Annotated in this window: 21 protein-coding genes; 13 read left to right on the top strand and 8 right to left on the bottom strand. The window is 73.1% G+C overall.

Annotated features, from left to right (window positions below):
- Positions 1-23: 23 nt before the first annotated feature.
- The 6 genes from ACIA6C_RS22535 to ACIA6C_RS22560 all read right to left on the bottom strand — a co-directional run bounded on the left by ACIA6C_RS22535 (position 24) and on the right by ACIA6C_RS22560 (position 7,807).
- Positions 24-455 (bottom strand): MarR family winged helix-turn-helix transcriptional regulator, encoded by a 432-nt coding sequence (locus ACIA6C_RS22535; protein WP_399278295.1) that lies wholly within the window; start codon positions 453-455, stop codon positions 24-26.
- Positions 456-563: 108 nt separating this feature from the next.
- On the bottom strand, positions 564-1,634 hold the full coding sequence (locus ACIA6C_RS22540; protein WP_399278297.1) for an alpha/beta hydrolase: 1,071 nt from the start codon (positions 1,632-1,634) through the stop codon (positions 564-566).
- A gap of 4 nt (positions 1,635-1,638) precedes the next feature.
- Positions 1,639-3,276 carry a molybdopterin-dependent oxidoreductase gene (locus ACIA6C_RS22545; protein ID WP_399278299.1) on the bottom strand — a complete coding sequence of 546 codons (1,638 nt, stop codon included), beginning with the start codon at positions 3,274-3,276 and terminating at the stop codon, positions 1,639-1,641.
- An 82-nt stretch (positions 3,277-3,358) separates the two neighbouring features.
- Positions 3,359-3,550, bottom strand: a complete 192-nt coding sequence (locus tag ACIA6C_RS22550) for a hypothetical protein (protein WP_361132441.1) — start codon at positions 3,548-3,550, stop codon at positions 3,359-3,361.
- A gap of 203 nt (positions 3,551-3,753) precedes the next feature.
- Positions 3,754-6,045 (bottom strand): alpha-N-acetylglucosaminidase, encoded by a 2,292-nt coding sequence (locus ACIA6C_RS22555; protein WP_399278302.1) that lies wholly within the window; start codon positions 6,043-6,045, stop codon positions 3,754-3,756.
- Between the two features lie 82 nt (positions 6,046-6,127).
- Positions 6,128-7,807: a ricin-type beta-trefoil lectin domain protein gene (locus tag ACIA6C_RS22560; RefSeq protein WP_399278304.1), complete on the bottom strand. Its 1,680-nt coding sequence runs from the start codon at positions 7,805-7,807 to the stop codon at positions 6,128-6,130.
- Positions 7,808-8,011: 204 nt separating this feature from the next.
- Between ACIA6C_RS22560 and ACIA6C_RS22565 the strand changes: the two genes are divergently transcribed.
- The 9 genes from ACIA6C_RS22565 (at position 8,012) to ACIA6C_RS22605 (ending at position 20,083) form a co-directional block, all read left to right on the top strand.
- Positions 8,012-8,656, top strand: a complete 645-nt coding sequence (locus ACIA6C_RS22565) for a TetR/AcrR family transcriptional regulator C-terminal domain-containing protein (RefSeq protein WP_399278306.1) — start codon at positions 8,012-8,014, stop codon at positions 8,654-8,656.
- 15 nt (positions 8,657-8,671) lie between these two features.
- Positions 8,672-9,607 carry a serine/threonine dehydratase gene (locus ACIA6C_RS22570; protein WP_399278308.1) on the top strand — a complete coding sequence of 312 codons (936 nt, stop codon included), beginning with the start codon at positions 8,672-8,674 and terminating at the stop codon, positions 9,605-9,607.
- 321 nt (positions 9,608-9,928) lie between these two features.
- Positions 9,929-11,248 (top strand): ABC transporter substrate-binding protein, encoded by a 1,320-nt coding sequence (locus tag ACIA6C_RS22575; RefSeq protein ID WP_399278310.1) that lies wholly within the window; start codon positions 9,929-9,931, stop codon positions 11,246-11,248.
- Positions 11,245-12,162, top strand: coding sequence for a carbohydrate ABC transporter permease (locus ACIA6C_RS22580; protein WP_399278312.1), 918 nt, complete (start codon positions 11,245-11,247; stop codon positions 12,160-12,162). Before ACIA6C_RS22575 ends, ACIA6C_RS22580 begins: the two co-directional genes overlap by 4 nt.
- Before the next feature lie 89 nt (positions 12,163-12,251).
- Positions 12,252-13,022, top strand: a complete 771-nt coding sequence (locus tag ACIA6C_RS22585) for a carbohydrate ABC transporter permease (RefSeq protein ID WP_399278314.1) — start codon at positions 12,252-12,254, stop codon at positions 13,020-13,022.
- A 44-nt stretch (positions 13,023-13,066) separates the two neighbouring features.
- Positions 13,067-16,090, top strand: a complete 3,024-nt coding sequence (locus ACIA6C_RS22590) for an alpha-mannosidase (RefSeq protein ID WP_399278316.1) — start codon at positions 13,067-13,069, stop codon at positions 16,088-16,090.
- 234 nt (positions 16,091-16,324) lie between these two features.
- A complete protein-coding gene (locus ACIA6C_RS22595) occupies positions 16,325-18,340 on the top strand; it encodes an FAD-dependent oxidoreductase (RefSeq protein ID WP_399278318.1) in 2,016 nt (671 codons plus the stop codon).
- Positions 18,341-18,395: 55 nt separating this feature from the next.
- Positions 18,396-18,809: a PaaI family thioesterase gene (locus tag ACIA6C_RS22600; RefSeq protein WP_366080740.1), complete on the top strand. Its 414-nt coding sequence runs from the start codon at positions 18,396-18,398 to the stop codon at positions 18,807-18,809.
- Positions 18,806-20,083 carry an MFS transporter gene (locus ACIA6C_RS22605; RefSeq protein ID WP_399278322.1) on the top strand — a complete coding sequence of 426 codons (1,278 nt, stop codon included), beginning with the start codon at positions 18,806-18,808 and terminating at the stop codon, positions 20,081-20,083. Before ACIA6C_RS22600 ends, ACIA6C_RS22605 begins: the two co-directional genes overlap by 4 nt.
- Here ACIA6C_RS22605 and ACIA6C_RS22610 read toward each other — a convergent pair.
- Entirely contained in the window at positions 20,043-20,981 is a 939-nt protein-coding gene (locus tag ACIA6C_RS22610) for an SDR family oxidoreductase (protein ID WP_399278324.1), read from the bottom strand. The genes ACIA6C_RS22605 and ACIA6C_RS22610 overlap by 41 nt on opposite strands.
- A 115-nt stretch (positions 20,982-21,096) precedes the next feature.
- On the opposite strand from ACIA6C_RS22610, the gene ACIA6C_RS22615 reads away from it, so the two are divergent.
- Positions 21,097-21,777, top strand: a complete 681-nt coding sequence (locus tag ACIA6C_RS22615; RefSeq protein WP_399278702.1) for a TetR/AcrR family transcriptional regulator — start codon at positions 21,097-21,099, stop codon at positions 21,775-21,777.
- A 98-nt stretch (positions 21,778-21,875) separates the two neighbouring features.
- Here ACIA6C_RS22615 and ACIA6C_RS22620 read toward each other — a convergent pair whose 3' ends face one another.
- Positions 21,876-23,420, bottom strand: coding sequence for an alpha/beta hydrolase (locus ACIA6C_RS22620; RefSeq protein WP_399278326.1), 1,545 nt, complete (start codon positions 23,418-23,420; stop codon positions 21,876-21,878).
- A 391-nt stretch (positions 23,421-23,811) separates the two neighbouring features.
- On the opposite strand from ACIA6C_RS22620, the gene ACIA6C_RS22625 reads away from it, so the two are divergent.
- The 3 genes from ACIA6C_RS22625 to ACIA6C_RS22635 all read left to right on the top strand — a co-directional run bounded on the left by ACIA6C_RS22625 (position 23,812) and on the right by ACIA6C_RS22635 (position 26,845).
- The gene (locus ACIA6C_RS22625) at positions 23,812-24,477 is read left to right on the top strand and encodes a DUF4142 domain-containing protein (RefSeq protein ID WP_399278328.1); all 666 of its coding nucleotides are present in this window, start codon (positions 23,812-23,814) and stop codon (positions 24,475-24,477) included.
- 9 nt (positions 24,478-24,486) lie between these two features.
- Entirely contained in the window at positions 24,487-25,869 is a 1,383-nt protein-coding gene (locus ACIA6C_RS22630) for a DUF1996 domain-containing protein (RefSeq protein ID WP_399278330.1), read from the top strand.
- Positions 25,870-26,005: 136 nt separating this feature from the next.
- Positions 26,006-26,845: an RNA polymerase sigma factor gene (locus ACIA6C_RS22635; RefSeq protein ID WP_399278332.1), complete on the top strand. Its 840-nt coding sequence runs from the start codon at positions 26,006-26,008 to the stop codon at positions 26,843-26,845.
- Positions 26,846-26,858: the final 13 nt, after the last annotated feature.

Consider the following 26,858-nt stretch of genomic DNA (forward strand, 5'->3'; position numbering starts at 1 on the left):
GGGCTCCTCGGTTCGGTGGGCGTTCAGTCCTCGGCCAGGCGCCGCAGCAGCGGAACGGCTTGGGCCAGCAGCTGCTGTTCCGCCGGGCCGAGCCGCTCGGCGATGAGTTCGGCGATCCGGCCCTGCCCCGCCTCGCGCCGCTGTTGTACGAGGCCGCGGCCCTGCGGCGTCAGGGCGATGAGCTGCTGGCGCCGGTCGGTGGGGTGCGGGCTGCGGGCGACGTGGCCTTCGGCCTGGAGCGAGTTCACGGTGGCGATGACGGACTGCGGCCGGATCCTCTCGGCCCGTGCCAGCTCGGAGGCCGTGGAGGGCCCGAGCCGGTCCAGCCGTTTGAGTACGGACATCTGCGACAGGCTCACCCCGTCCCCGGCGGCGGCCCGCAACTGCCGCACCAGGATGGCGATGGCCAGCTGGAGTTCCTCGGCGATGTCGCGCGGAGGGGCGGGGTCGGTCATGTCCCTCACGCTAATGATCTACAGGCAGGCTTGCAAGTTTGCCTTGTGGTTTTGACCCGCCCCCCGGCCCCTCGGCCCGCCCTCGTCGCCCTTCCCGTGAGGTGCGGGTCAGTGCTGGGGCGCGGACGGGGCCGGGACCTCGGCGCTCAGCCAGCCCAGGGCATCGGGGTACATCCCCGTCCAGGTCTGGAAGTTGTGGCCGCCTGAGGGGCGCACCAGCGTCTTGACCCGGACCCCCGTCCCCGCGGCGGCTGCGGCGAAGGCCTCCAGCTGCCTCGGCGGACTGTCCTTGTCCTGCGCGGACGTGGCCAGGAACAGGCCGACGTCCGCCTTCTTCACATGCTTGACCAGCCACATCGGGCTGTTGCGCTCGCGCAGGCCCCGGTCGGCCAGCACCCCCGCGTCCCCCGTCAGCGCGTCGGGGTCCAGGGCCGCCCCCGCGCCGAACACCTTGGGGTACTGCAGCGGCAGCTTCGCCGCGCAGAACGCCCCCGTCGAGATGCCCATCACCGCCCACCCCTTGGGCTGGGGCAGCGTGCGGAAGTGCCGCGCGACCAGCCCCGGCACGTCGTCCGCCAGCCAGGTGGCCACCTTGTGCCCCGGCACGTCGCTGCAGTCGGTGTTCACCCCGCCCGGGTAGATCTCCGGGATCACCAGGATGAAGGGGTGCGCCGCGCCCAGCCGGACCAGGTCGTCCAGCGCACCCGGCATGTCGCCCAGCTCCATCCACGAGCGCGGCGAGCCCGGGTACCCGTGCAGCAGCGTCAGCACCGGGAACCGGGTCTTCGCCGCGCCCGCCGCGTTGTACTCCGGGGGAGTCCAGACGATCACCTGCCCGGCCAGCTTGGAGTGCGAGCCCCGGAAGTACGTGCTGCGCGTGCCGTCCTCGCCCAGGGTGAAGGTGGCCCGGCCCACCGGGGGGCCCGTCATCGTGGACTCGTTCCCGGCCTGGGTGCCCAGCAGGTCGTCCCAGGAGGCGTAGAGCCCGTAGCTGCCGTTGATCCAGGCCGCCACCACGCAGATGGCGGTCAGCTGGCACAGCCCGATCATCAGCACCCGCGCGGTCCAGCGCAGCCAGCCGGGCCCGGGAAGGCGGTTCCACAGCAGCAGCGCCGCGAGCATGGCGAGCGCGGTGACCACTACCAGGGTCACCAGGAACGACGTGCTGGTCAGCTCCACCGCCTCAATGTACGGCGCCCCCGCCCGCGCCGGCGGCGGAACGCACCGTGTCGGCGGCCCGCACGCGCACCGTCACCGCGTGCCACCCGGTGGCCCCGTCCGGGACGGTCCCCCTGCGCTCGCCCGTCTGTACGGCGCCGGTACGGTCCGTGGCGCGCACCTCCAGGGTGTGCCGCCCGGGCGTCGCCCCCCAAGGCCACAGCCACTGGCGCCAGGTGTCGTCGCCGTCCGCGTCCGCCAGCCGGGCCTCGTGCCAGGGGCCGCCGTCGACCCGGACCTCGACCCTGCTGATGCCCCGGTGCTGCGCCCACGCCACCCCGGCCACCGCCACCCGCCCGGCAGCGGGTTCCGCGCCCGCGCGCGGGGTGTCGATCCGCGACTGCGTCTTGACCGGACCCTGCTGCGCCCACGACCGGCGCACCCAGTACGCGTCGTACGCGGCGAAGGTGGTCAGCCGCAGCTCGCGCAGCCACTTGCAGGCCGACACGTACCCGTACAGGCCCGGCACCACCATCCGCACCGGGAAGCCGTGCGCGAAGGGCAGCGGCTCGCCGTTCATCCCCACCGCCAGCAGCGCCTCACGGCCGTCCATCACCGCTTCGACCGGGGTGCCGATCGTCATCCCGTCCACCGACCGCGCCACCAGCTGGTCGGCCCGGCCGCCCTGCGACGGCGGCCGCACGCCCGCTTCCCGCAGGAGGTCGGCGAGCCGGACGCCGAGCCAGCGGGCGTTGCCCGCGTACGGGCCGCCCACCTCGTTCGAGACGCAGGTGAGGGTGATGTCGTGCTCGACGAGGGGGCGCGCGAGCAGCTCCCGCAGGTCCAGGGACAACGGCCTGGTCACCCCCTCCCCGTGGATGCGCAGCCGCCAGTCACCGGCGTCCACGCGCGGCACGACGAGGGCGGTGTCCACCCGGTAGAAGTCACGGGCGGGCGTGAGGAACGGCGACACCCCGGGCGCCCGCGCCTGCGCGCCGGGCGGGACCGGCGCGGCCGGAACCGCGGGCGCCGGCAGGACGAGGCCCGCCCGGGAGGCCGTCGCCCCCGCCGATCCGTACGCGCCCAGGCGCCGCCCGGCGTACCAGGCGCCCGCCGAGACGGCGGCGGTGCCCAGCACCAGCCGCCCGAAGCCCCGCCGGTCCATCACGTAGGCCCCGCCGGACGGCGCGCCCACCGGACGCGGCCGGTTCAAGGCCCTGACCAGCAAGTACAGCACCGCGGCCGCGACCGAGCCGCCGAGCAGTGAGGGCAGCGCGTCCGGCCAGGCCGCCCCGGGCCGGCTGAGCGCTGCCACGGCGCCGACGACACCGAAACACACGGCCACGGCGAGACCGGCGCGCAGCCGGCGCACGGCGAGCGTCCCGGCCACCACGGCGACCAGAGCCAGCACCACGACGATGCCGAGGGTGAGGACCGTCTTGTCGGCCGTGCCGAAGGTCCGCACCGCCCATTCCTTGACGGCCGCCGGCGTACGGTCCACCGCGGCCCCGCCGACGGCGGTCACCGGGGACGCCTCGGGACGGACGAGCGCGGCCGCCAGCTGCGCCGCCGCCAGCCCGGCGAAGGCCGCGAGCACCCCGCAGACCGCCCCGAGGGCCGTCCGCGCCCGCGGACGCGCCGATGCCGACCGCACACCGCTCATCAGGGTCACCGCCCGGGCTCGTACCGGCCCCCACGACTGCACCTACGACTGTACGAGCCTGCGGGCCCCGCGGCCGCCCCTGTCAGGCGAGCGGATGCCCGGCCCGCTCGGCGGCCCGCCGGGCCATGCTCTCCAGGCAGTCCTCGCAGCCGGCGGCCGTAGGGCGCGCCGCCAGCTCACCCCGCTTGCGCAGCTCCACCACCCCCTCGGTGGCCGCGAGCAGCGCCAGCAGCCCCGGCGTGGCGGAGGGCCGCTCGCTTTCGGTCTCGGACATGCCCCATGCACTCCTGACGGCGTCGGAAGGGGCGGCCGCCCGGGAGTACTCCGGGTGGCCGCCCCAGTCGGGTCCGGGTCAGTGAACCGACGACCCGGACCGTACGGCGCCGCGCTGCGCGCCCTCTCCCTCGCACGAGTGCCGAATTTCCCACGGGAGGGTGACGCTCACCCGGCGGCGGTCGCCGCCCGCGCCGGTACGGCTCAGGCACCGGCCTTCGGCAGGGCCGCCGCCACGGCGGCGGCCAGCGCGTGCGGGTCCCCGCTCGGGGCCGACGGGTGGCGGGTGGTTCGCCGCGCCCACGCCTCCTCGAAGGCGTGCCAGTCGATCGCCTCGGGGGCGGCACGCTTGACCAGCGCCTCCTCCAGCGAGGCGAAGTACCGGTCCCACCGGGCGGCGTACAACTCCGAGACCAGGCCGCTCCATTCGCGGTTCGCGTAGTCGTGCAGGAAGCCGCCCTCGCTGGTGCTCCGCCGCCCCCACACGCTCAGGATCGAGCGCGCGTCGTACTCGTACCGGTCCTGCTCGGCGCGGTCCGCGCCGTGCGAGCGGGCCGCGGCCAGCCAGCGGCCCAGCAGGAAGTGCGGGTCGGAGCCGGTCACCGCGTCCAGCTTCCGCTCCCCGTCGCGCCATTGGGCGGTCAGCTGCCGCAGCCGCGTCAGGTCCTTGGCCTCGTAGGCGGCCCGGATCTTCGGCAGCAGCACCCGGGAATGATTGGCGAGGGCCTGGCGGGCGGTGTCCACCAGGTCGAAGCGGTAGGCGCTGGAGGACCTGAGCGCCGGGGGCACCGCCAGCAGCTGGTCCAGCGCCCGGCGGACCGAATCGGCCTGGTAGCGCATGGACTTGGGGCTCCAGTGGGCCGCGCCCGTCGCCGTCAGACTCGGCCGGGCGGTGAACAGGCTGTCCTGGGACTCCGACCACAGCCCCGACGAGGTGCTGTACGGGCCCTTGCGCAACTCCTCCCAGGCCGCGGCGGCATGGGCGTCCGGGCGTCCGTAGCGGCGGGCCGCGAAGTCGGCGAACCACTTGCGCTGGTCGACCGGCCCCGGCTCCCAGGCCAGGTCCGTGAAGAGGTCGAAGGCGGCCGGGTTGGTGCCGGTGGCCTCCGGCAGGTACGCGGTGCCCCGGAGCGCGCTGTCCGGCTTGTCGCGCCAGGCGCCGAACCGGTCGATCCACACCGAGGTGTTGGCACCGATCGTGGTGTGACCGCCGAAGTTGTAGATGGTGCCCATCGCGTACGGGGTGCCACCCCAGCGGGCCTCCCGGTCCAGGCGGTTGTACCGGTCGGACAGGCCGTCCAGGATCAGCAGCTTCGAGGTGTCCACCCCGGCCAGGAGTTCCTTCGTCGGGTCGTCCTGCCAGCCCAGCACCGCCCACAGGGCGCCCGGGTGGGCCGCCCACAGCGCCCGCTGGATGGCCCCCGCGGCGGCCCTGACGTCCACCGAACCCGTCCGGCCCCCCTCGTGCAGGGGGCTCATCCGGTACATGGCGCTGTCGCCGAAGACCTCGCGCTGCTCGTCGTAGTACGCGGCCGCCAGGTCCCCGAACACCGGGGAGGCGGGGTCGAGCCAGTCCGGCCGGTCGAAGCCGGCCCAGTCGCCCTGGGCCACGGTGGTCGCGCCCTGGTGGCGCGCGGCGAAGCCCGGCGGGACGGTGCCGAAGTAGCCGGGCAGCACCGGCGTCATGCCGAGGCCGCGCAGCTGGTCCGCGATCCGGGCGCCCAGGTCGGCGCGCTCGCGCATCAGGCGCTCGGTGACCGGGCCGCCGAAGCCGCTGAGGTTCTGCAGCAGCCACCAGCTCTGGTGGCCTGGGGCCGGGATCCACTTGCGCAGTTCCCCGGCGGAGTAGCCGAACCGCTGGAGCGCCCGGTAGTACGGGTATTCGGCGCCGGTCTGCACGAACACCTCGTTGACGCCGTGCAGCGCGAGCAGGTCGATCTGCCGCTGGTGTTCCTCGAAGGTGCGGTACGGGCCCGAATAGCCGTCGTCGGTGTCGTTGAGCGCGTACCGGTGGGGCACCCGCGCGCTGCGGGTGACCGGGGCGGGTACGCCGGGCAGGGTGGCGGGCAGCATGCCGATGCTGTCGCCGGGCCAGCCGATGTCGGCGCCGGCGATGTGCTGGAGGTACCAGCCGACGCCGGTGAGCAGGGTCGCCCCGGTGGAGCCGCGTACGGTGACGGCGCCCGGGGTGCCGGAGACGGTGAAGGTGTCGGCCTCGGCGGAGGTGTCGGGCACCAGGGTGAACTGGCCGGCGTGGCGGGGCAGCAGCCGCCGGAGGGCGTCGCGCGCCGGACCGGTGTCGAAGGTGCGCGGCCGGGTCGCGGGGTGCGGGCCCTGGCGTACGTCCGCTCGTGCGGGCGAGACCGGGGCGGGGGCGGCTGCGGCGGGGGCGGCCGTCCCGGGGTTGGTGCCGGCGAGGATCAGGGTGAGCAGCGCGGTGGGAAGCGTCGCGAGCGCGACGGACCGGCGCGTGCGGGGGCGCGGAACGCGTGGCATCGGGTGTGCGTCGTCCTCTGGTGTGGGGGCTGTGACGGGTCGGGCCCGGGGGCTGTGACGGGTCGGGCCTGGGTGGTTGTCGTCAGACCGGCAGGGCCCAGGTCTGGTCGACCCGGTGGTCACCGCAGGCGGCGAGCCGGAGCCTCTCGGCGGGGGCGTCCAGGGCCGTCGTCGCGGCGGGGGCGGTCAGGCACAGCCCGCTGACGGTCTCGGTCAGCGTGCCGCTGCGGTCGTGCTCCCAGCTCTGTCCCGGCTGACCGGGCGCGCAGCGGGCCAGCTCCACCAGGCCGCCGTCGCCCGCCGACAGACAGGCGCCGGCGAGTCGCAGTGTCGCCCCGTCCCCGAGGCTCCACCGCTGGTCGGGGGCTCCGGTGCAGGCCGCCATCACGACGGCGCCCACCGCGGTGGTGTTGGCCCCGTCGGCGCACCGTGCTCCGGCCCCGGCGATCTGCCCGGTCGGGACCTCCCCGGCGCAGCCGCGCGGGGTGAGCCGCCAGACGCCGGTGTCGTGAGCGGCCACCCTCCCGGTCAACGCCGCGCCGATCGGGCCGCGCCGACCGTTCCACAGGTCCTTGGCGTCGGCGGTGCACCCGGGCAGGCCGACCTCCTCGAGCGGCACGTTGATGTCGCGGGCGGCGCCCGAGCGGTTGAGGACGGCCACCGCGCGGTCACCGTTCGCGAGCGGTCGCACCAGGATGTCGAAGGTGGCGTTGGAGGAGACGACGGCCCCCTGACGGCCCATCGGGTCTTGGTCGAGCGCGATCAGATCGGTGTTGCCGAGGGCGGCGAGTCCGGCCGGGCTCAGCTCGGAGACCTGTGAGGAGAGGATGAAGGGGGCCGCCATCATGGCCCACAGGCCGACCTGGCTGCGGCCCTCCGCCGCGCTCAGTCCGGGCGCGCCCGCGATCAGGAAGTCCGGGTCGTTCCAGTTGCCGGGACCCGCGTACCGGCCGAGCCAGCGGTTGTAGCCGTAGTTGCCGAGGACCGAACTCCAGCGGGAGGTGTTCGGTGCCTTCGGGTTGTAGACCTTGATGTCCCGTCCCTCGCGCCACAGTTGGCCGGTCTCGCCGACCCAGTGGAGCACCCTGTGCCAGTCCGAGCCGCCCCATTCGCCCTGCTGGAAGTAGGCGGGTGCGGACGCGGACAGCACCATGTCCCGGCCGCTGTGGCGCAGGGCCCGTGCGACGGCGTGGTAGGCGTCGCGGTAGGCCCGTTCCTTCGTGGTGCCGGGCGGCACGTGCAGGTTGCAGCCGTCCATCTTCACGTAGTCCACGTTCCAGGACGCGAACAGCCGGGCGTCGCGCGCGTAGTGGTCCGCGCCGCCGCCCGCCGGGGCACCGCTTCCGGGGTACCCCTCGCAGGTGAGGGATCCGGCGTCCTGGTAGATGCCGAACTTCAGCCCCTTGGCGTGCAGGTGGTCGCCGAGCCAGGCCATGCCATGCGGGAACTTCCGGGTGTCGGTGACCAGATCGCCCTGCGCGTCGCGGGACTTCGTCATCCAGCAGTCGTCGACGGTCACCGTGTCGTAGCCCTTGGCGGCGAGCCCGGTGGACACGAGGGCGTCGGCGTTCGCGACCACCTTCGCCTCGTTGATGTCGCACATGTAGTGCGCCCAGTTGTTCCAGCCCATCGGCGGGGTCAACGCGAGGGGGGTGTCGGAGGTGGCGGTGGGCTCGGCCGCCGCGGGCGCGGCGCCGAGGGCGAGGGCGAGCAGGGCGGCCGCGGTCAGACAGGGGAGCGACGCACGCGGGCGAGGCGGCACGGGATCTCCTTGCGTGGGGGAGGTACCGACGGGCTGTCGAGCGCTCAGTGCAGCGGTGCGACTACCCGCTGTCAACGGTGCCGGGGGCTTTCGTCCCGATCACCAGCAATATGGGCGCAGCCGCATCACACGATCGAGGCGGTCCTCCCTGGGCGGATCCTTTCTGCGGGAACCTTTTGTGACGATGTCTGTTACGGTGTATCCATGCCTCGCAGATCAGCCGCCCTCGACCGCGCCACGCCCGGGGCGATCGCCGAAGCAGCCCTGGCGATCCTGGACGAGCAGGGCCCCGGCGCCCTGAGCTTCCGCGCCCTCGCCGACCGGCTCGACGTCTCGCACGCCACCGTCCAGCGGCGCTGCGTCGACCTCGCCGGGCTGCTGGACCTGTGCACCGAGCACCTGGCCGCCCGGCTGCCCGACATCCCGCCCACCACCGGCTGGGCCGAGGCCACCGAGCTGCGCTTCCGCGCCCTCTACCGGCTGCTCGTCGCACATCCGGGGCTGCTGGTGCTGCGCGGCGGCCGGCCCTGGCTCGGCCGCGAACTGCTGGCCCGGCTCGTCGAACCGGCCCTCGCCGACAGCGTCGCCGCCGGCATGGACGCCGCCGAGGCGATGACCGTCTACCGCCGCATGTACCTGCTCACCCTCGGCAGCGCCGCCTTCGTCGACCACCGCGATCCGGCGGGGGCCGCCGCCGCCTCGCGCACCGCGCTGGCCGCCCTGGACCCCGCCGAGTTCCCGGTGCTCTCCGCCGGGATCGCCGACGTGCTGCCCGCCCTGACCGACCACGAGGTGTACTACGGCGCCCTGCGCCAACTCATCGAAGCCGCCCGCCCCGCCGCCTCCTGAAAGGGGCCGACGCCCATGGAACAGCAGCTCGACTACGCCGCCGTACGCGCCGCCGCCGACCGGATAGCCGGGGTGACCCGGCCCGCCGCCGTGGTGGCCGCCGGCGACGGCGTCTTCTACGCGCTGGAGTACCTCCAGCACACCGGCTCCTTCAAGGCCCGCGGCGCCCACAACTTCCTGGCCGCCCACCGCGCGGCCGGCACCCTCCCGCCCGCCGGGGTCACCATTGCCTCCGGCGGCAACGCCGGCCTCGCCTGCGCCTGGGCGGCGCGCGCCCAGTCCGTGCCCGCCACCGTGTTCCTGCCCGCCAACGCGCCCCGCGTCAAGGTGGAACGGCTGCGCGGCTACGGGGCGGACGTGCGCCTCGTCGGCGACCGGTACGCCGAAGCCCTCACCGCCTGCCGGGAGTTCGCGGCCGACAGTGGCGCACTGAGCAGCCACGCCTACGACCACCCGCTGATCGCGGCGGGCGCCGGGACCCTGCTGGACGAGATCAGGGCCGCTCTGCCGGGCCTGGACACCGTCGTCGTGGCGGTCGGCGGCGGAGGGCTGTTCGCGGGTGTGGCCACCGCAGCCCGCGAGCACGGCGTACGGGTCGTCGCCGCCGAACCGGAGCACTGCCGGGCGCTCAACGCGGCCCTGGAGGCGGGCCGGCCGGTCGACGTGCCGGTGGACTCCGTGGCCGCCGACTCGCTCGGGGCGACCCGGGTCTCCGCCGACGCTCTGGCCGCGGCCCTGCATGAGGGCGTCGACTCGGTACTCGTACCGGACGCTCAGATCGCAGCCGCCCGCCACGAACTCTGGGAGGACCACCGGATCGTGGTCGAGCCCGGGGCCGCCACGGCACTGGCGGCGCTCGGCCGGTTCCGGCGGGCGCCGGGGGCGCGGGTCGCCGTCATCCTCTGCGGCGCCAACACCGATCCCGCCGACCTTTCCCCGGCCGCCCGGTAAAGCGCATTAGTAGATGAGCCGCTCCTGGGCGGTAAAGCGTTCACAAGGAGCCAACATCCGCCGGGAATCGCGTGCGTTATGGAATTGGTATACCGGCCGGTGAGGGGGTGACTAAAGCGCATTAGTCCAGGTGGTCGCGGTGTTGACGGAAAGGACGGCCTCTGCCTGGGGCCGGCCGCGGGGCCGGGGTACCCGCCGCTGCCCGGCCAGTGGCTCCCCGGCCACGTTGACGGGCCCGGGGATACGGGCGAGCGTGGTCACCGCTCTCCGGCAGCGCTGCCGGAATCCCCCCTGGAGGCCGTGACGATGCCCCGTTCCCCCATGACCCGCACGGTCCTCGCCGCACTCGCGGCGGGCACCTTCTTATCGACCGCCGCGTGCGGGGTCGGCGGCGGCCCGGGAGAAGCACACGAAGCGGCGAAGACCGGGAAGGTGTCCGGCGAGATCACCTTCCGCACCCTCCAGCTGAAACCGGTGTTCACCACCTACGTCCAGCAGGTCATCGACGCCTTCCAGCGGAAATACCCCGACGTGAAGGTGAAGTGGGAGGACGTGCCGGGAGACGGCTACAACGAGAAGCTCGTCGCCGACGCACAGGCCGGCGCCCTCCCCGACGTGGTCAACCTCTCCACCGACTCCTTCCAGCTCCTCGGCGACCGCGGCATGCTCGCCGACGTGGCCAGGCTCGACCCGCAGATCGCGAAGGAATACGTACCCGGAGCATGGGAGCAGTTCAAACTGCCGGGCAGGGGCGACAGCGTGTACGCCTACCCCTGGTACGTGACCCCGGAGATCCTCACCTACAACACCGACCTCTTCCGGGAGGCCGGACTGGACCCCGCCAAGCCGCCGGCCGGCGTGGAGCAGTTCTTCGACTACGCCGAGCAGATCGCCGCACGGTCCGGCGGCCGGTACTCCGCCTTCATGGCCGACCCCAAGGGACGGCTCCCCGGGGACTGGCAGAAGATGGGAATCCCGGTCCTGAACGGCGCGAAGGACGCCTTCACCTTCGACACCCCCAAGGCCGTCGAGTGGGTCGAGCGGATGAAGTCCCTCTACGCCAAGGGCGCCATGCCCAGGGAATCCCTCCTCACGTCCGACGACATCAACCAGCTCTACGGCGCGGGCAAACTCGTCTTCGGCCCCGGCTCCGCGGGCTTCGTCAAGGACATCAAGCAGAACGCACCGCAGGTCTACGCCACCACCCGGGTCGCGGGCGCCGTCACCGGGCAGCTCGGCCACATCGGCATCTACGCCCAGTCGCTCGGCATCCGCAAGGACACCCCGCACCCGGACGCGGCGGCGGAATTCGCCAAGTGGGTCACCAACGGCCCCAACCAGGTCGCCTTCTCCAAGAAGGCCACCATCTACCCGTCCAACGCCCAGGGCCTGACGGACCCCTACTTCTCCGACCGGGGCGACGGCACGGACGCCGAGACCCTGGCGCGCGCGGTGGGCGCAGAGGAGTTGAAGAGGGCCCAGCTCGACGCGAACACGCCCGTCCAGTGGAGCAGCCAGGTCGGCGACGCGGTCGTCCGCGAGGTGCAGAAGGCCATCAAGGGCGAGCAGGACCCCAAAACGGCGGTGAGGAAGGCGCAGGAGGAGGCGAACAAGCTGCTCGCCGACGCGGCGCGCCGGTGACGGCGGCGCCCGGCCCGGCCGCAGCCGTGTCCCCCGGCCCGCCGAGCCGGCCCGGGCGCTGGGCCCCTTATCTCTTCCTCGCCCCCGGACTGCTGCTCGTCCTCGTGTTCAGCATCTGGCCGTTCGTGAACACCGTGATCCTCTCCTTCACGGACGCCCGGATCCTGCGCGGAGGCCGCTTCACCGGCCTCGCCAACTACCGCCGCGCCTTCGCCGATCCCGACTTCTGGCTCGCGACCGGCAACAGCGTCCTGTACTTGCTGGCCGTCGTGCCCTGCCTGGTCCTGCTCCCGCTGGCCCTGGCCGTCCTCGTGCGCACGAAGATCCCCGGCATCGGGTTCTTCCGCTCGGCGTTCTACACCCCGGTGATCGCCTCCGCGGTGGTCGTCGGGCTGATGTGGCAGTGGGTGCTGCGCAGCGACGGCCTGATCAACACGGTATTCCGCGGGCTCCATTTCGTCTCGGAGCCGGTCCCGTTCCTGACGGACAGCACGATGCTGCTGGTCTCCGCGATGATCGTGACCGTGTGGAAGGGCCTCGGCTACTACATGGTCTTCTACCTGGCGGCCCTCGGGAACGTCCCCGTCTCCCTCTACGAGGCGGCCGCGCTCGACGGCGCGGGCGCCGTCCGGCGGTTCTTCAGCGTCACCGTCCCCCAGGTGAAACCGATGATGCTGCTCGTGGGCACCCTCTCGGCGATCTCCGCGCTGCGCGTGTTCACCGAGATCTACATCCTGGGCGGCGAGAGCGGCGGACCGGGCGGGGGAGCCCGGACGCTGCCCTTCCTGATCCGGCAGGTCGGCCTCGGGTTCTCCGGCGAGACCGGTTACGCCTCGGCCGTCTCCCTCCTGCTGTTCCTCCTGACGCTGGTGTTCAGCCTGCTGGGCCGCCGCCTTTCGAGGGAGGAGGGTTGAGGACGCGGGGCGCGGCCACGGGAGACCGACGCGCGGGACGCGGGCGCCGCCGGGCGGCCCTGGCCGGCCGGTACGCGACCTTGACCCTGATGCTGGCCGTCACGCTCGGGCCGATCGTCTGGCAGTTCCTGACCTCGCTGCGCGGCCGTACGGAGAACGTGTACGACGGCGTGCTGCCGTCCCGGCCCACCCTCGGCAACTACGTCCGGGTCGCCGAATCGTTCCCGCTCCTGCAGTACACCGGCAATACGCTGGTGGTGGCGGCCCTCGCCGTCACCTCGAACCTCGTCTTCGGCTCGATGGCGGGCTACGCGCTCTCCCGCACCGGATGGAAGGGCCGCAGGAGCGTCTTCACCGTGCTGGTGGCGACCCTGATGTTCCCCTTCGAGTCCGTCATGATCTCGATGTTCCTCACCGTGCGGGAGATGGGGCTGGTCGACACGCTCGTCGGGGTGTGGCTGCCGGGCGCCGTCTCCGTCCTCAACATCATGGTCATGCGGGCGGCCTTCCTCGCCGTCCCCCGGGAGATCGAGGAGGCCGCACTGCTGGACGGGGCCGGGGAGTGGACGCGGTTCACCCGGGTGTTCCTGCCGTCCGCCAAGGGCGCCCTGGCCGTCGTGTGCATCACCAGTTTCATGGGCGCCTGGGACGACTTCCTGTGGCCCCTGCTGGTCCTCACCGACAGCGAGCACTACACCCTGCAACTCGGCCTGAAGACCCTGGCCGGTGCCACCACCGTCAACGACCAGCGCATCATCGCCGCCGGCGCGATGGCCGCGCTGATCCCGATGATGCTCCTCTTCTTCGCCCTCCAGCGCTTCTTCTTCAAGGGCGTGGGCGAGGGAGCCGTCAAGCTCTGAGCCACCGCCCGTCACCCGCCCTTCCCCCTCCTGGAGCAGCCGTCATGCACGACGACCGCAGCGTTGCCGAACACCGCCTCCGCCGGGTCCTCAAGGAGCGCGTCGCACCCGCCGTCCACTCCCGCTCCCTGCCGCTGACCGTCGAGCGCTGGGACGTGCCGGGCGAGCCGGTCCCCCTGGCGCAGGGACTGGCGGCCCGCTACGAGCCCTGCGCGGTCGGCGACCCGTGGGGCCCGGCCTGGAACACCACCTGGTTCAAGGTCACCGGCACCGTCCCGGCCGACTGGGCGGGCCGCACCGTCGAAGCGGTCCTCGACCTCGGCTTCGACCGCATGATGCCGGGCTTCCAGTGCGAGGGCCTGGTCCACGGCCCCGACGGCTCGGAGGTCAAGGCGCTCAACCCGTACAACGACTGGGTGCGCGTCGCCGACCGCGCCGAGGGCGGCGAGCGGATCGAGTGGTACGTCGAAGCCGCCGCCAACCCCGTCCTCGTGGAACACCGGCCCACCTACGAGGGGGACCGGCAGACCAGCGGGGACCGGCCCCTCTACCGGCTCGCCCGCATGGACCTCACCGTCTTCGAGAGCGAGGTGTGGGAACTCGTACAGGACCTCGACGTCCTGCACGCCCTCATGGCGCAGCTCGACGAGGGCGACGCCCGGCGGTACGCGGTCCTGCGCGCCGTCGACGCCTCGCTGGACGCGCTGGACCTCGAAGACGTTCCCGGCACGGCGGCCGCCGCCCGCTCCCGGCTGGCCGGGGTGCTCGCCGCCCCCGCCCACGCCTGCGCGCACCGGATCAGCGCGGTCGGCCACGCCCACATCGACTCCGCGTGGCTGTGGCCGCTGCGCGAGACGGTCCGCAAGGTGGCGCGGACGGCGTCGAACGTGGTGGGTCTGATGGACGACCACCCCGAGTTCGTCTTCGCCATGTCGCAGGCCCAGCAGCTCGACTGGATCAAGACCCACCGTCCCGAACTCTTCGAGCGGATCAAGAAGAAGATCGCCGATGGGCAGTTCGTGCCGGTCGGCGGCATGTGGGTGGAGTCCGACACCAACATGGTGGGCGGCGAGGCCATGGTCCGCCAGTTCCTCTACGGCAAGAAGTTCTTCCTGGACGAGTTCGGGATCGAGACCCGCAACGTCTGGCTGCCCGACTCCTTCGGTTACACCGCCGCCCTGCCCCAGATCGTCAAGCTCTCCGGTTCCACCTGGTTCCTGACCCAGAAGATCTCCTGGTCGCAGGTCAACCCGTTCCCCCACCACACCTTCTGGTGGGAGGGCATCGACGGCACGCGCGTCTTCACGCACTTCCCGCCCGTCGACACCTACAACAGCGACCTCGGCGGAGCGCAGCTGGCCCACGCCGCCCGCAACTACCGTGAGAAGGGGCGCGGTTCGCGTTCCCTGGTGCCCTTCGGCTGGGGTGACGGCGGTGGCGGCCCCACCCGGGAGCACCTGGCGAGGGCCAGGCGCCAGCGCGACCTGGAGGGCGCGCCGCGCGTGGAGATCGAACGGCCCGATGCCTTCTTCGAGAAGGCCCACGCGGAGTACCCCGACGCGCCGGTCTGGGCCGGGGAGCTGTACCTGGAGCTGCACCGGGGCACCTACACCTCGCAGGCCAAGACCAAGCAGGGCAACCGGCGAGCGGAATCCCTGCTGCGCGAGGCCGAGTTGTGGGCGGCGACCGCCGCCGTGCGGGTCGCGGGGTACGCGTACCCGTACGAGGACCTGGAGCGGATCTGGAAGACCGTGCTGCTCCACCAGTTCCACGACATCCTGCCCGGCTCCTCCATCGCCTGGGTCCACCGCGAGGCGCGCGCGACGTACGCCCGGGTCCGGGAGGAGCTCGGCGCGATCACCCTGGCCGCGCAGCTCGCACTGGCGGGCAAGGGAACGCGGGAACTGGTCTTCAACTGCGCCCCGCACACCCGTCGCGGTGTCCCGGCCGGCGGAGCCGGGACGGCGGAGCCGGCCGGGGAGCCGGTCACCGTCGGGGAGCGGGCGGGCGGCGGGTACGTCCTCGCCAACGGGAGGCTGCGGGTGGAGGTCGACGGTCGCGGGCTGATCGTGTCCGCGTACGACCTGGAGGCCGGCCGGGAATCCGTCGCGCCGGGCGCCGCCGCCAACCTCCTGCAGATCCACCCCGACTTCCCGAACATGTGGGACGCCTGGGACCTCGACGCCTCCTACCGCCACCGGGTCACCGACCTGGTGGACCTGGACGCACTGGAAGTGACCTCGCGCGGGCCGGAGTCGGCGACGGTCCGGGTCGTGCGGTCCTTCGGCGCGTCGGGGGTGGTGCAGTCCATCGGCCTGCGGGCGGGCGCCAAGACCGTCGACATCCGCACCGAGGTGGACTGGTACGAGACGGAGAAGATCCTCAAGGCGGCCTTCCCGCTCGACGTGAAGGCCGACCGCTCCGCCGCCGAGATCCAGTTCGGGCACGTGTACCGGGCCACCCACACGAACACCTCCTGGGAGGCAGCCAAGTTCGAGATCTGCGCCCACCGCTGGATCCACGCCGAGGAGCCCGGCTGGGGCGCCGCCGTCCTCAACGACTCCACCTACGGCCACGACGTGACCCGGGACGTGCGCTCCGACGGTGGGCAGACCACCACCGTCCGGCTCTCGCTCCTGCGCGCCCCGCGCTACCCGGACCCGGAGACCGACCAGGGCAGGCACACCATGACCTTCTCGCTCGCGCCCGGCGCGTCGATCGCCGACGCCGTGCGCGAGGGGCACGCGCTGAACCTGCCGGAGCGGGTGGTGTCCGGGGCGGGTCCGGTGGCGCCGCTGGTGGCGGTGGACGACGACGCGGTGGTGGTGGAGGCCGTCAAGCTGGCCGAGGACCGCAGCGGGGACGTCGTCGTCCGGCTGTACGAGTCCCTGGGCGGCCGGGCCACGGCCACCCTGACGGCGGACTTCACCCCGACCGGGGCCGCCGAGTGCGACCTGCTGGAGCGGCCCCTGCCGCGCACCGCGCTCGGCCCCCTCACCCCCGACGGCTCGCTCCCGCTGACCCTGCGCCCGTTCCAGCTCGTCACGGTCCGCCTGCACCGGTCCTGACCCGTGGGCCGTCCCTTGCGGATCCCGCCGGACCGGGCGGGTCCGCCAGGGACGGCCCGGACCCGGCCGCCGCGCCGGAGTGCGTGAACTGCGCCACAGGGCCGGGCGGGCCGGGGCGTCCGGCCCGGGAATACCGGGATCCCGGCGCCCCGACAGGTTATGCACCTAGTTGCAAAATACCGCGCCCCTCGCTAGAACAGGTTCATCACCCCCGCGCGAGGAGGCACACCCCCCATGACCCGGTACCCGCACCTGCTGAGCCCCCTGGACCTCGGCTTCACCACGCTGCCCAACCGCGTGATCATGGGATCGATGCACACCGGCCTCGAAGAGCACGAGGGGGGCTTCGAGCGCCTCGCCGCCTTCTACGCCGAGCGCGCCCGCGGCGGCGCCGGCCTCATCGTCACCGGCGGCATCGCCCCCAACGACGCCGGCCGCCCCTTCGAAGGCGGATCCCGCCTCACCACCGAGGACGAGGCCGCCGAGCACCGGGTGATCACCGACGCGGTGCACGCGGAAGGCGGGAAGATCGCCATGCAGATCCTCCACTTCGGCCGCTACGCCTACCACAAGGACCTGGTCGCCCCCTCCGCCCTCCAGGCCCCCATCAGCCCGTTCGTCCCCAACGAGTTGAGCGGCGCCGAGGTCGAGCGGACCGTGGAGGACTTCGTCCGCGCCGCCCGCCTCGCCAAGCTGGCCGGTTACGACGGCGTCGAGATCATGGGCTCCGAGGGCTACCTGATCAACGAGTTCATCGCCGCCGCCACCAACCGGCGCACCGACCGCTGGGGCGGGGCGTACGAGAACCGCGTCCGCTTCCCGCTGGAGATCGTGCGGCGCACCCGCGAGGCCGTGGGCGAGGAGTTCATCCTCATCTACCGCCTCTCGATGCTCGACCTGATCCCCGGCGGATCCACCCTGGAGGAGGTCGTCCGCCTCGCCAAGGAGATCGAGGCGGCCGGCGCCACCATCATCAACACCGGCATCGGCTGGCACGAGGCCCGCATCCCCACCATCGCCACCTCCGTCCCGCGCGGCGCCTACACCTGGGTCACCAAGCGGATCATGGGCGCGGTATCCGTCCCCCTCGTCACCAGCAACCGCATCAACACCCCGGAGATCGCCGAGGAGCTGCTGGCCGACGGGCGCGCCGACCTGGTGTCGCTGGCCCGCCCCTTCCTGGCCGACGCGGACTTCGTCAACAAGGCCCGCGCCGGTGCCCCCGAGACCATCAACACCTGCATCGGCTGCAACCAGGCCTGCCTCGACCACACCTTCAGCGGCAAGATCACCAGCTGCCTGGTCAACCCGCGCGCCTGCCACGAGACCGAACTGGTCCTGTCGCCCACGCAGTTGAAGAAGCGCGTCGCCATCGTCGGAGCCGGCCCGGCCGGTCTCGCCTGCGCCGTCTCCGCCGCCGAACGCGGCCACGCCGTCACCCTCTTCGAGGCCTCCGGGCACATCGGCGGCCAGCTCGACATCGCCCGCCGCATCCCCGGCAAGGAGGAGTTCGAGGAGACCATCCGCTACTACGGCAACCAGCTCGTGGAGCGCGGCGTGGAGGTCCGGCTCGACACCCGCGCCGACGTCGAGGCCCTCCGGAGCTACGACGAGGTCGTCGTCGCCACCGGCGTCACCCCCCGCACCCCGGACATCGAGGGCGTCGACCACCCGAACGTGGTGACCTACCTCGACGTCCTGCGCGACGGCGCCCCGGTCGGCGAGCGCGTCGCCGTCGTCGGCGCCGGCGGCATCGGCTTCGACGTGGCCGAATTCCTCACGGACAGCGGCGAAGGCGCCTCCCAGGACCCGGCCGTCTACTTCCGCCACTGGGGCGTCGACACCGCCTACACAGGTCCGGGCGGCCTCGTCGCCCCCGAGCGCCCCGCGCCGCCGCGCCGGGTGCACCTCCTCCAGCGCAAGACCACCAAGGTCGGCGCCGGCCTCGGCACCACCACCGGCTGGATCCACCGCGCGGAGCTCAAGCACCGCGGCGTCGTCTCCGTGGCCGGGGCGACGTACGACCGCATCGACGACGAGGGCCTGCACATCACCGTCGACGGCGAGCAGCGCCTGGTCCCCGCCGACACCGTCGTCCTGTGCACCGGGCAGGAGCCGCGCCGCGACCTGTACGAGGCGCTGCGCGCGGCCGGCGTCGACGCACACCTGATCGGCGGCGCCGACGTGGCCGCCGAACTGGACGCCAAGCGGGCCATCCGGCAGGGCACGGAGCTGGCGGCGAGCCTGTGAACCGGTAGTGGAAAGGGTGTTGTGGCGGCCCCGGTCGGGCCGCCACAATCCCCTGATGACCTTCACACCGGCAGACGCGGAACAGATCCTCGCCGAGAACTTCGCCCCCTGGGTGCTCGCCCTCGGCCTCACCGTCAAGGAGACCGGTGAGCGGCACGCCGTCCTGCGGCTTCCGTGGTCGCAGTCGCTGGCGCGCGACGGCGGCGGGCTCTCGGGCCAGGCGCTGATGGCCGCCGCCGACACCGCCACCGTCATCGCCGTCTGCGCCGCCCGCGGCGGGTACGGGCCGATGACCACCGTTCAGCAGTCCACGAGCTTCCAACGGCCCGTGATCGGCGCTGATGTGCTGATCCACGTACGGATCACCAAGCTCGGCAAGCGCATGGCCTTCGCCGACATCACCATGACCCCCGAAGGGGCGCCCGAACCGGCGGCGACGGCCTCCACGGTCTACGCCCTCCTCGGTTGAAGTCCCTCTCCGGCAACCGGGACTTCAACGTCTTCTGGCTCGGCCAGGCCCTGTCGGTCCTCGGCGGCTCCGCCTCCGCGGTGGCGCTGCCGCTGCTGGTCCTGGCCGCGACGGGTTCCGTCTTCCAGATGGGGCTCGTCACGGTGGTCTCCGCCGCCACCTCGGTGGTGACCGGGACCTTCGCCGGCTACGTGGCCGACCGGGCGGACCGCCGTCGGCTGATGATCGCCTGCGATCTGGCGCGCGCCCTGCTCCTGGGGGCGGTGCCTTTCCTGTGGCTCGCCGCGCCCCGGGTCTGGCTGCTGTACCTGCTGACCGCACCGGTCGGCGTGCTGAAAGGCCTGTTCGACGTGGCCTACGTGACGGCGGTGCCGAGCCTGGTGGCGCCCGGGGACCTGATCCGGGCGAACGGGCGGCTGATGGGGACCTTCGCCCTGGGCACCCTGCTCGGGCCGGTGGCCGCCGGGGTCGTCACGGGCGGGGTGGGCGCGGCCTGGGCCCTCGGGCTGGACGGCGCGACGTTCCTGGTGTCCGCAGTCAGCCTGTTGTGGGTCCGGTTCACCCCGCGGCCGGGCGAAGAGCGGGAGCGGCCCGGGCCGGGCGGAGCCGCGATGCTGCGCGAGGTGTTCGCGGCGGGGTTCCGGTTCCTGTGGGCGCACCCGCTGCTGCGCCCGCTGACCGTCCTGCTCACGTTGCTGACCTGCGTCACCGTCGGCGTGACCGACCTGCTGATCTACCGGGTCGAGCACGAGCTGCACCAGAGTTCCGCCACCCTCGGCTACGTGATGGCGACGAGCGGTCTGGGCACGCTCGTCGGTGCCGTCACCGCCGGAGCCCTGCGGGGGAGGCTCGGATTCGGGGTCTGCTGGCTGGGCTCGGTCGCCGCGACCGCGCTGGGGTTCGCCGGGATCGGCGTCGCCCGCAGCGTGCCCGTCATCGCGGTACTGGCCTCCCTGTTCATGTTCGGGCTGACCGTGGGCGGCGTCTGCTCCATGACCCTGCGCCAGGAGGTGACCCCCCAGCACCTGCTGGGCCGGGTCACCTCCGCCTTCTGGACGGTGCACAACGCCTCCGGCCCGGTGGGCGCGGCCGTGCTCACCGCGCTGGCCGCGCGGCACGGGGTCCCCGCCGTCAGCCTGGCCGGCGGGGCGTTCTGCCTGCTGCTCGTGTGCGCGGGGCTGCTCACCCCGTTGCGGGGCTCCGGAGCCGCCACCGCCACCGCGCCCCGGCCCGTCAGCCGGCTTCGGCGGCCACTGCGGGACCCACGCCGGTGAGGCGTTCCGCCTCGGCCCACAGCCGGGCGTTGGCGGCCGGGTCCAGGGCGCGCCGGGTGATGCGGGACGCGCCGGACGGACCGACCAGGCCGAACATCCCGGTCGGGCCGTAGTAGCCCCCGGCGCTCGCGTCCAGGCTCGTGGCGGCGTACAGCAGTGGTTCCGTGCCCGGCCCGACCTCCTGCTTCGGGAGGAAGTCCACCGAGCTGACGAGGCCGTGGAGCCGCGAGGGCCGGCCCCGGCCGAGGCTGGCACCGGCGGTCTGCAGGTTCGTCTTCGTGTAGCCCGGGTGGGCGGCGGTGCTGCGCAGCGGCCACTTCCGCGCTTCGGCGAGGACTGCCAGATGGCGGGCCATCATGAGGTCGGCCAGCTTGGACTGGGCGTAGGCGAGCATCGGGACGTAGCGCCGCCGCTCCCACTGGAGGTCGGTGAAGTCGACCTTGCCGAAGTTGGCCGTGGCGCTGCTCATCGTCGTCACCCGCGGGGCGGGCGCCGCGAGGAGGGCCGGCAGCAGCCGCACCGTCAGCGCCAGCGGGCCGAGGAAGTTGCTGCCGAACTGGAGCTCGAAGCCGTCGGCGGTGGTCATCCGCGTCGGGGGCGCCATCACCCCGGCGTTGTTGACGAGCAGGTCGAGCGGGACGCCGTCGGCGAGGAACGCGTCGGCGAAGGCGGCGACCGAGGCGAGGTCGGCCAGGTCGATCCGGCGCACCTCCACCTGCGCGTGCGGGTGCCGGGCCAGGATCTCGGCCGCGGCCTGCTCCCCCTTGGCGGGGGTGCGCATCGCGAGCACGACGCGCGCGCCGGCCTCGGCGAGCCGGCGGGCGGCCTCCTTGCCCGTGCCGCTGTTGGCGCCGGTGACGACGGCGAGCTTTCCGGACTGGTCGGGAACGGCGTACATGACGTACTCCTCGGGGGAAGCGTGATAACAGACCATCGGTCTGATGTCTCCCGAAGCTAGCAGACCGCTGGTCTGATAACAACAGACCGCAGGTCTGTACGCTGGTGGCGTGACCCTGCCTACGAAGTTCCAGCGCGCCCGAAGCGAGGAGCAGCGCGCCGCCCGCCGCCAGGCGATCCTGCACACGGCGGCCGCCATGCTGACCGAGATGCCGGTCGCCCAGGTGACGCTGAACGAGCTGGCACGCAGGGTCTGCCTCGCCAAGTCGAACGTGCTGCGCTACTTCGAGTCCCGCGAGGCCGTGCTGCTGGAACTCCTCGACGACGCCTCCCGCGAGCTCGTCGCCCACCTCGACGGCGCGCTCGCCCGGGCGGTGGACGGCGCCCCGCCGCCCGAGCGGGCCGACCGGATCGCGGCCTGCCTCGCGCAGGCCCTCGTCGCCCGCCCGGTGCTGTGCGACCTGATCGGCGCCCAGGCCGCCGTGCTGGAGCGGAACGTCTCCCCGCAGGTCGCCGCCGCCTACAAGCGGGCCGCCATGGCCAACGCCACCGCCCTGGCCGGTCAGATCACCCGTCACCTCCCGGAACTGGGGGAGCAGGACGCCTTCCGCTTCGTGCTGTCCGCGACCATGATCAGCGGAGCGGTCTGGGCGCACGCCCACCCCTCCGCCGCCATGCGGGCTGCCTACGAGGCCGACCCGTCGCTGGCCGCGCTGTGCGTCGACTTCGCCCCCACGCTGCGCGAGACGCTGGAGGTCCTGCTGTCGGGTCTGCTGGCGCGGGCCCGGACCTCGTGACCGGCCGGACGGCATACGGCAATGCCCCCGCGCCGCTCAGGGCGTCGGGGGCGTACCGGCCGGCCGTTCGGCACTGCGGCCGGCCGGAAGGGGAAGGATCAGAACAGGAACGGCGTCGGAAGCGACGGGCCCGGCGACGCGGAGCGCCGCTCGGCCGAGCCGGGAGCGCTGCGGCACGTCACGTCCCGCGCCGGCAGCCGCCCCGTGGTGAGGTAGGCGCCGACCGGTGCCATGACGCAGGAGGCGGGGTCGACCAGGTACACCCCGTGGCCCTCGCCGCCCTCCGCCAGCACCATCCGCGAGCCGTTCAGCGCACGGTGCAGGCCCTGGCCGCTGACCAGCGGGGTCTGCGAGTCCCACTCGTTCTGCACCGTCAGCACCTGCGCCGGGGTCTTCATCGGCGTGGCGGCCTCAACCGGCCTCGGCCAGAAGGCACACGGCTTGATGTTGGACGGGAAGTCCCCGTACAGCGGGTACGCGGCCTTGTCCCGGACCGTCTCCCGCTCGTACTGCTCCGGATAGCGGGGCCATTCCGTGTCCCCGCACACCACGGCCAGCAGCGCGGCCGTGCCGTTGTCCGAGGCAGGCTCGGCGGCGGGCCGCAGCAGCTGCCGCTGCGCCGGTGACAGCGCGGCCGGCCTGCCCTCGGACGCGTCCTTGAGCGCCTTGACGGCGGGTGCCGCCTGCGCGGGGTAGAAGAAAGCCGCCCGCAGCGCCCGGATGTCATCACCCGTCAGCTTCGCGCCGTCGAGCGGGATCGGGTCCCTGTCGGCCCGGGCCACCAGCGCCCAGAACGTCTCCGAGACCGCCTGCGGGGTGTCGCCGAGCCCGTACTCGGCCGACCGCTGCGCCGTCCACTGCGTCCAGCGCGCGAACGCGGGCTCCGCCTCGCTCGCCCACACCTGGAACATGCCGCGCCAGATCCGCTGCGGGTCGACACCGCTGTCCAGTACGAAGCGGTCCGTGCGGGCCGGGAACAACTGGGTGTACACAGCGCCCAGGTACGTCCCGTACGAGTAGCCCAGGTACGAGATCTTCCGCTCGCCCAGGGCCGAACGGATCGCGTCCATGTCCCGTGCGGTGTTGCGCGTGGTGATGAAGGGCAGCACCGGGCCCGATGCCGCCCGGCACTTGTCCGCCACGGTCCGCGCCCACGCCACGTCGGAGGGGAAGCCCTCCGGCCGGTAGGCCCGCAGGATGTTCTGTTCCTCCGGGGCCAGTCCGCAGCTGATCGGACTGCTCGCACCGACCCCGCGCGGATCGAACCCGATCAGGTCATACTGCTCCCGGACCTCCTCGGGCATCCGCTCGTTCACCTGGAGCGGCAGATCGAGTCCCGAGCCGCCCGGACCCCCGGGGTTCAGCAGCATCACGCCGTGCCGCTTCGCCGGGTTCCCGCTCTTCATCCGGGATATCGCCAGGTCGATCATGCGCCCCGAGGGGCGGCGGTAGTCCAGCGGGACCTTGATGGCCGCGCACTCGTACGCGGCCGGCTGGTCCGCACTGCACCGGTGCCAGGCGGGTTTCTGCGGGGTGAACCCGGTGTCGGGGGCGGCGGACGCCTGAGGGGCGGCCAGCAGCGGGAGGGCGGTGGCGATGAGCCCGGCTGCGGCGAGCAGCGGTGTGAGGCGTTTCAAGCGCACAGGGAAGCCGTTCCTTTCGGCGGGGCGACGGTTCCCGTCCACCCTGTGGCACGCGGGCCCGGAGCGGATCCTCCCCAAGAGCTGGTCCGCGTCCTCCCCGCGAATGAAGGCAATTCCGGACAACTGGCCGACACGCCCGGCGGATTGGGTTCCTCGGCGGAGCGCAGGCCGAACGCGGCACCGTACCAGCCGTACGAGGGGTTGCCCGGATCTTTGTCCGTTCGTGATGGTCCTTCCGAACGGGTGCCCCGACTGGCGCTAGCGTCCCTTGGCACCCAGGGAGCTCGGGTGCACACGGCGTGGCTGCCGGACACTCCGGCCACGCCGCCCCTCCCTGCCCACGCAGCAAGGAGGCACAGTGCTGTCATTCCGCCGGTCGAACGTCGCAGCCATGTCGGTTGCCTCGCGGCACGTGATGGGGACGCTCATCGTCATCGGCGCCCTCGCGTTCACGCTGGTCGCGCTGCTGGTCCCGGTGCAGAAGTTCGGCGGCACCGCGGCATCGGCCGCCACCGTCCCCTCCGCCGATGACGACGGCGCCGGCACGTTGAGCACCGCCTTCGGGCCGCTGACGCCCCAGGACCGGGACTTCGTCCGCAAGGTGCGGCTCGCCGGGCTGTGGGAGCTTCCCGCCGGGCGCCAGGCCCAGCAACGGGCCACGCGCCCCGCCGTCCGCACCGCCGGCGAACACCTCATCGAAGGCCACACCGCTCTGGACCGCCACGTCCGGGACGTGGGCCAGGCCCTCGGCATGGAACTGCCCGACCGGCCCAGCGCCCAGCAGCAGGGCTGGCTCGACCAGCTCGACAAGGCCCAGGGCAACGAGTACGAGCGCCTGTTCGTCCAGCTGCTGCGCCGGGCGCACGGCAAGGTGTTCACCCTGGTCGCCCAGATCCGCGCGCAGACGCGCAACTCGATGGTGCGGGACCTGGCCACGGACGCCAACAACACCGTCCTGGACCACATCTCGGTCCTCGAAGCCAGCGGCCTCGTCGATTTCGACGGGCTGGCGGACGTCTCGCCCGCCCCTTCCACCGTTCCCCGACCGACGAAGTGAAGTGATCACATGAGCCCAAAAGGCCACAAACGCCGACTGAGGCCGTCCCACAAGGCCCTCGCCCTCGTGTCCGCCCTGGTCCTGGGCGGCGGCGGAGTCGTGATCGTCGAACAGGCGGCCTCCGCGGGACAGGACTCCGCGCGCTCGGCGCCGGTGACCGCCACCATCGACTGCCCCGACGTGGGCGACCGGCTCCGCGAGGTGCCGGAGCCCGTACGGGGCGAAGTCGACCAGGACCTGGCGCAGTTGGACACCCAGATAGCCGACTCCTACCAGCGCCTCGCCACCGGGCGCGCCCAGGGTGACGCCCTGCTCGGCGAGTTGAAGGGCAAGCGGCAGAAGACGATCACCGGCATGGCCGACGCCATCGGCAGGTCCACCTCCCGACCCCAGGGGCTTGAGGCGCTCAGCGGCTGCTCGATGAAGCAGGCGCCGGCCGCGGACGCCGCCGACACCGCCGCCGAGGCGGGCGCTCCCGCCGACGCACAGGGACTCGCCAAGAGCAAGGGCAGCGGCCCGGCCCGCTCCGACTTCGTCGTCATCGGCACGGTGAAGCCCAACGTACGCACCCCCGCCCCGCAGGCGAAGGCGTCCAAGGGGTCCTTCTCCGTCCAGTGCGGACGCAACGAGAACCGCCACCTCAACCCGGACAACGTGATCGTCGCGCCGGGCGTGGGCAACGGCGCGCACCACATGCACGACTACGTCGGCAACAAGACGACGGACGGGTTCTCCACCAACAGGAGCCTCGCCGCCTCCGGCACCACCTGCACGAACGGGGACCAGTCCACCTACTACTGGCCGGTGCTGCGGCTGCGTGACGGCCGGGCGGAGAAGGACGCCAAGGCTCCGGGCGGCGGCCAGGACGCCAACGTCGGCACCATCCTCCAGCCCAAGCAGGTGACCATCGACTTCAAGGGCAGTGCCACGGGACCGGTGACGGCCATGCCGCGCTTCCTGCGGATCATCACCGGTGACGCGAAGGCCCTCACCAACGGCACGGCCAACGCGAACGCCTCCTGGAGCTGCACCGGGTTCGAGAACCGCCAGTTGAAGGACAAGTACCCGGTCTGCCCGAAGGGCAGTGACGTCGTGCGGACCTTCAACTTCCAGAGCTGCTGGGACGGGAAGAACGCCGACAGTGCCAACCACCGCACCCACGTGGCCTTCGCCCGCCGCGACGGCTCCTGCCCGTCCGGGTTCAAGGCCATCCCGCAGCTCGTGCAGCGGATCACCTACGCGGTGCCGCCCGGCGCGCGGTTCGCCGTGGACAGCTTTCCCGAGCAGCTGCACAAGCCGGTGACCGATCACGGCGACTTCATCAACGTCATGTCGGACGGGCTGATGGCCGGCGCCGTGCGCTGCATCAACGGCGGGCGGGCCTGCCGCTGAGTCCCTCGGGGCGACGCCCCCTCCCACTCCCCGCGTCGCCCCGAGAGCGGTGCCGGTCCGAAGCCGACTTCGGACCGGCACCGCGCCGTGCCGTCGCCCGCGGCGGCCGGCCCCGAGGAACGGAGGAGCGATCGTCATGTCCGGCTCCCACCGCAGCACGGGCGGCGCGCCGCCCGACCCGGGTGTGCCGCCCGGCGACGCTGCGTCGCCCAGCGACCGGGAACTCATCCGGCGTCTCAGACGCTCGTACGCCGGCGGCGCCATGGACGCCGATGTCTGCGACCTGCTGTACCGGCGCCACCGGGGCGCCCTGCTGGCCTGCGCCCGCGGGTGCAGCCGTGCCCCGCAGGACGCCGAGGACCTCGTCTCGGAGGCCTTCGTCCGTACCCTCCAGGCCGTCCGGTCCGGCGCCGGGCCCCGGGAGCACTGGCGTCCGTACCTGCTGGCGGTGGTCCGTCACACCGCCATCGAATGGCGGGCGGGAGACGGCCGTACCGTCCTGACGCCCGACGTCGAATCCTGGTGCCGCCCGGGCCTGTCGGGCGAGGACCCGCAGCAGCGGCTGCTGCACGAGGAGGACCGCCGGCTGGCCGCCCGCTCCTTCCACTCCCTGCCCGGGCGCTGGAAGGCCGTCCTGTGGCACACGCTCGTCGAGGACGACTGCCCCCACCACGTGCCCGCGCTGTTCGGGATCACCCCCAGCGCCGTGACCTCGCTCGCCTTCCGGGCCCGCGAAGGGCTGCGCGAGGCGTACCTGTGCGCCCACCTCGGCCCGGCCGCGGCCGGCGACGAGCGGTGCCGGCCGTACGCGGGGCTGCTCGGTCCGGCCGTCCGGCGCCGGGCCGCGCCCCGGGGCGCGGGGCTCCGCCGGCATCTGGCGGGATGCCGCTCCTGCTCCCGGGCGTACGCCGAACTGCGCGCCCTCAACGCGGCCCTGGCCGCACACGCGTCCGGCCCCGGTCCCTCCCCCCGCTGAGGGGGAGGGACCG

This window comes from Streptomyces sp. NPDC051578, assembly GCF_044454045.1.
Taxonomy (GTDB): Bacteria; Actinomycetota; Actinomycetes; order Streptomycetales; family Streptomycetaceae; genus Streptomyces.

Excerpts from the sequence above, each read along its gene's own strand:
- ACIA6C_RS22630 (WP_399278330.1), top strand. The coding sequence starts at position 24,487 with ATGAGCCCAAAAGGCCACAAACGCCGACTGAGGCCGTCCCACAAGGCC.
- ACIA6C_RS22600 (WP_366080740.1), top strand. The coding sequence starts at position 18,396 with ATGACCTTCACACCGGCAGACGCGGAACAGATCCTCGCCGAGAACTTC.
- ACIA6C_RS22555 (WP_399278302.1), bottom strand. The coding sequence starts at position 6,045 with ATGCCACGCGTTCCGCGCCCCCGCACGCGCCGGTCCGTCGCGCTCGCG.
- ACIA6C_RS22545 (WP_399278299.1), bottom strand. The coding sequence starts at position 3,276 with ATGAGCGGTGTGCGGTCGGCATCGGCGCGTCCGCGGGCGCGGACGGCC.
- ACIA6C_RS22575 (WP_399278310.1), top strand. The coding sequence starts at position 9,929 with ATGACCCGCACGGTCCTCGCCGCACTCGCGGCGGGCACCTTCTTATCG.
- ACIA6C_RS22570 (WP_399278308.1), top strand. The coding sequence starts at position 8,672 with ATGGAACAGCAGCTCGACTACGCCGCCGTACGCGCCGCCGCCGACCGG.
- ACIA6C_RS22550 (WP_361132441.1), bottom strand. The coding sequence starts at position 3,550 with ATGTCCGAGACCGAAAGCGAGCGGCCCTCCGCCACGCCGGGGCTGCTG.
- ACIA6C_RS22535 (WP_399278295.1), bottom strand. The coding sequence starts at position 455 with ATGACCGACCCCGCCCCTCCGCGCGACATCGCCGAGGAACTCCAGCTG.
- ACIA6C_RS22595 (WP_399278318.1), top strand. The coding sequence starts at position 16,325 with ATGACCCGGTACCCGCACCTGCTGAGCCCCCTGGACCTCGGCTTCACC.
- ACIA6C_RS22635 (WP_399278332.1), top strand. The coding sequence starts at position 26,006 with ATGTCCGGCTCCCACCGCAGCACGGGCGGCGCGCCGCCCGACCCGGGT.
- ACIA6C_RS22610 (WP_399278324.1), bottom strand. The coding sequence starts at position 20,981 with ATGTACGCCGTTCCCGACCAGTCCGGAAAGCTCGCCGTCGTCACCGGC.
- ACIA6C_RS22590 (WP_399278316.1), top strand. The coding sequence starts at position 13,067 with ATGCACGACGACCGCAGCGTTGCCGAACACCGCCTCCGCCGGGTCCTC.
- ACIA6C_RS22585 (WP_399278314.1), top strand. The coding sequence starts at position 12,252 with ATGCTGGCCGTCACGCTCGGGCCGATCGTCTGGCAGTTCCTGACCTCG.
- ACIA6C_RS22565 (WP_399278306.1), top strand. The coding sequence starts at position 8,012 with ATGCCTCGCAGATCAGCCGCCCTCGACCGCGCCACGCCCGGGGCGATC.
- ACIA6C_RS22625 (WP_399278328.1), top strand. The coding sequence starts at position 23,812 with ATGTCGGTTGCCTCGCGGCACGTGATGGGGACGCTCATCGTCATCGGC.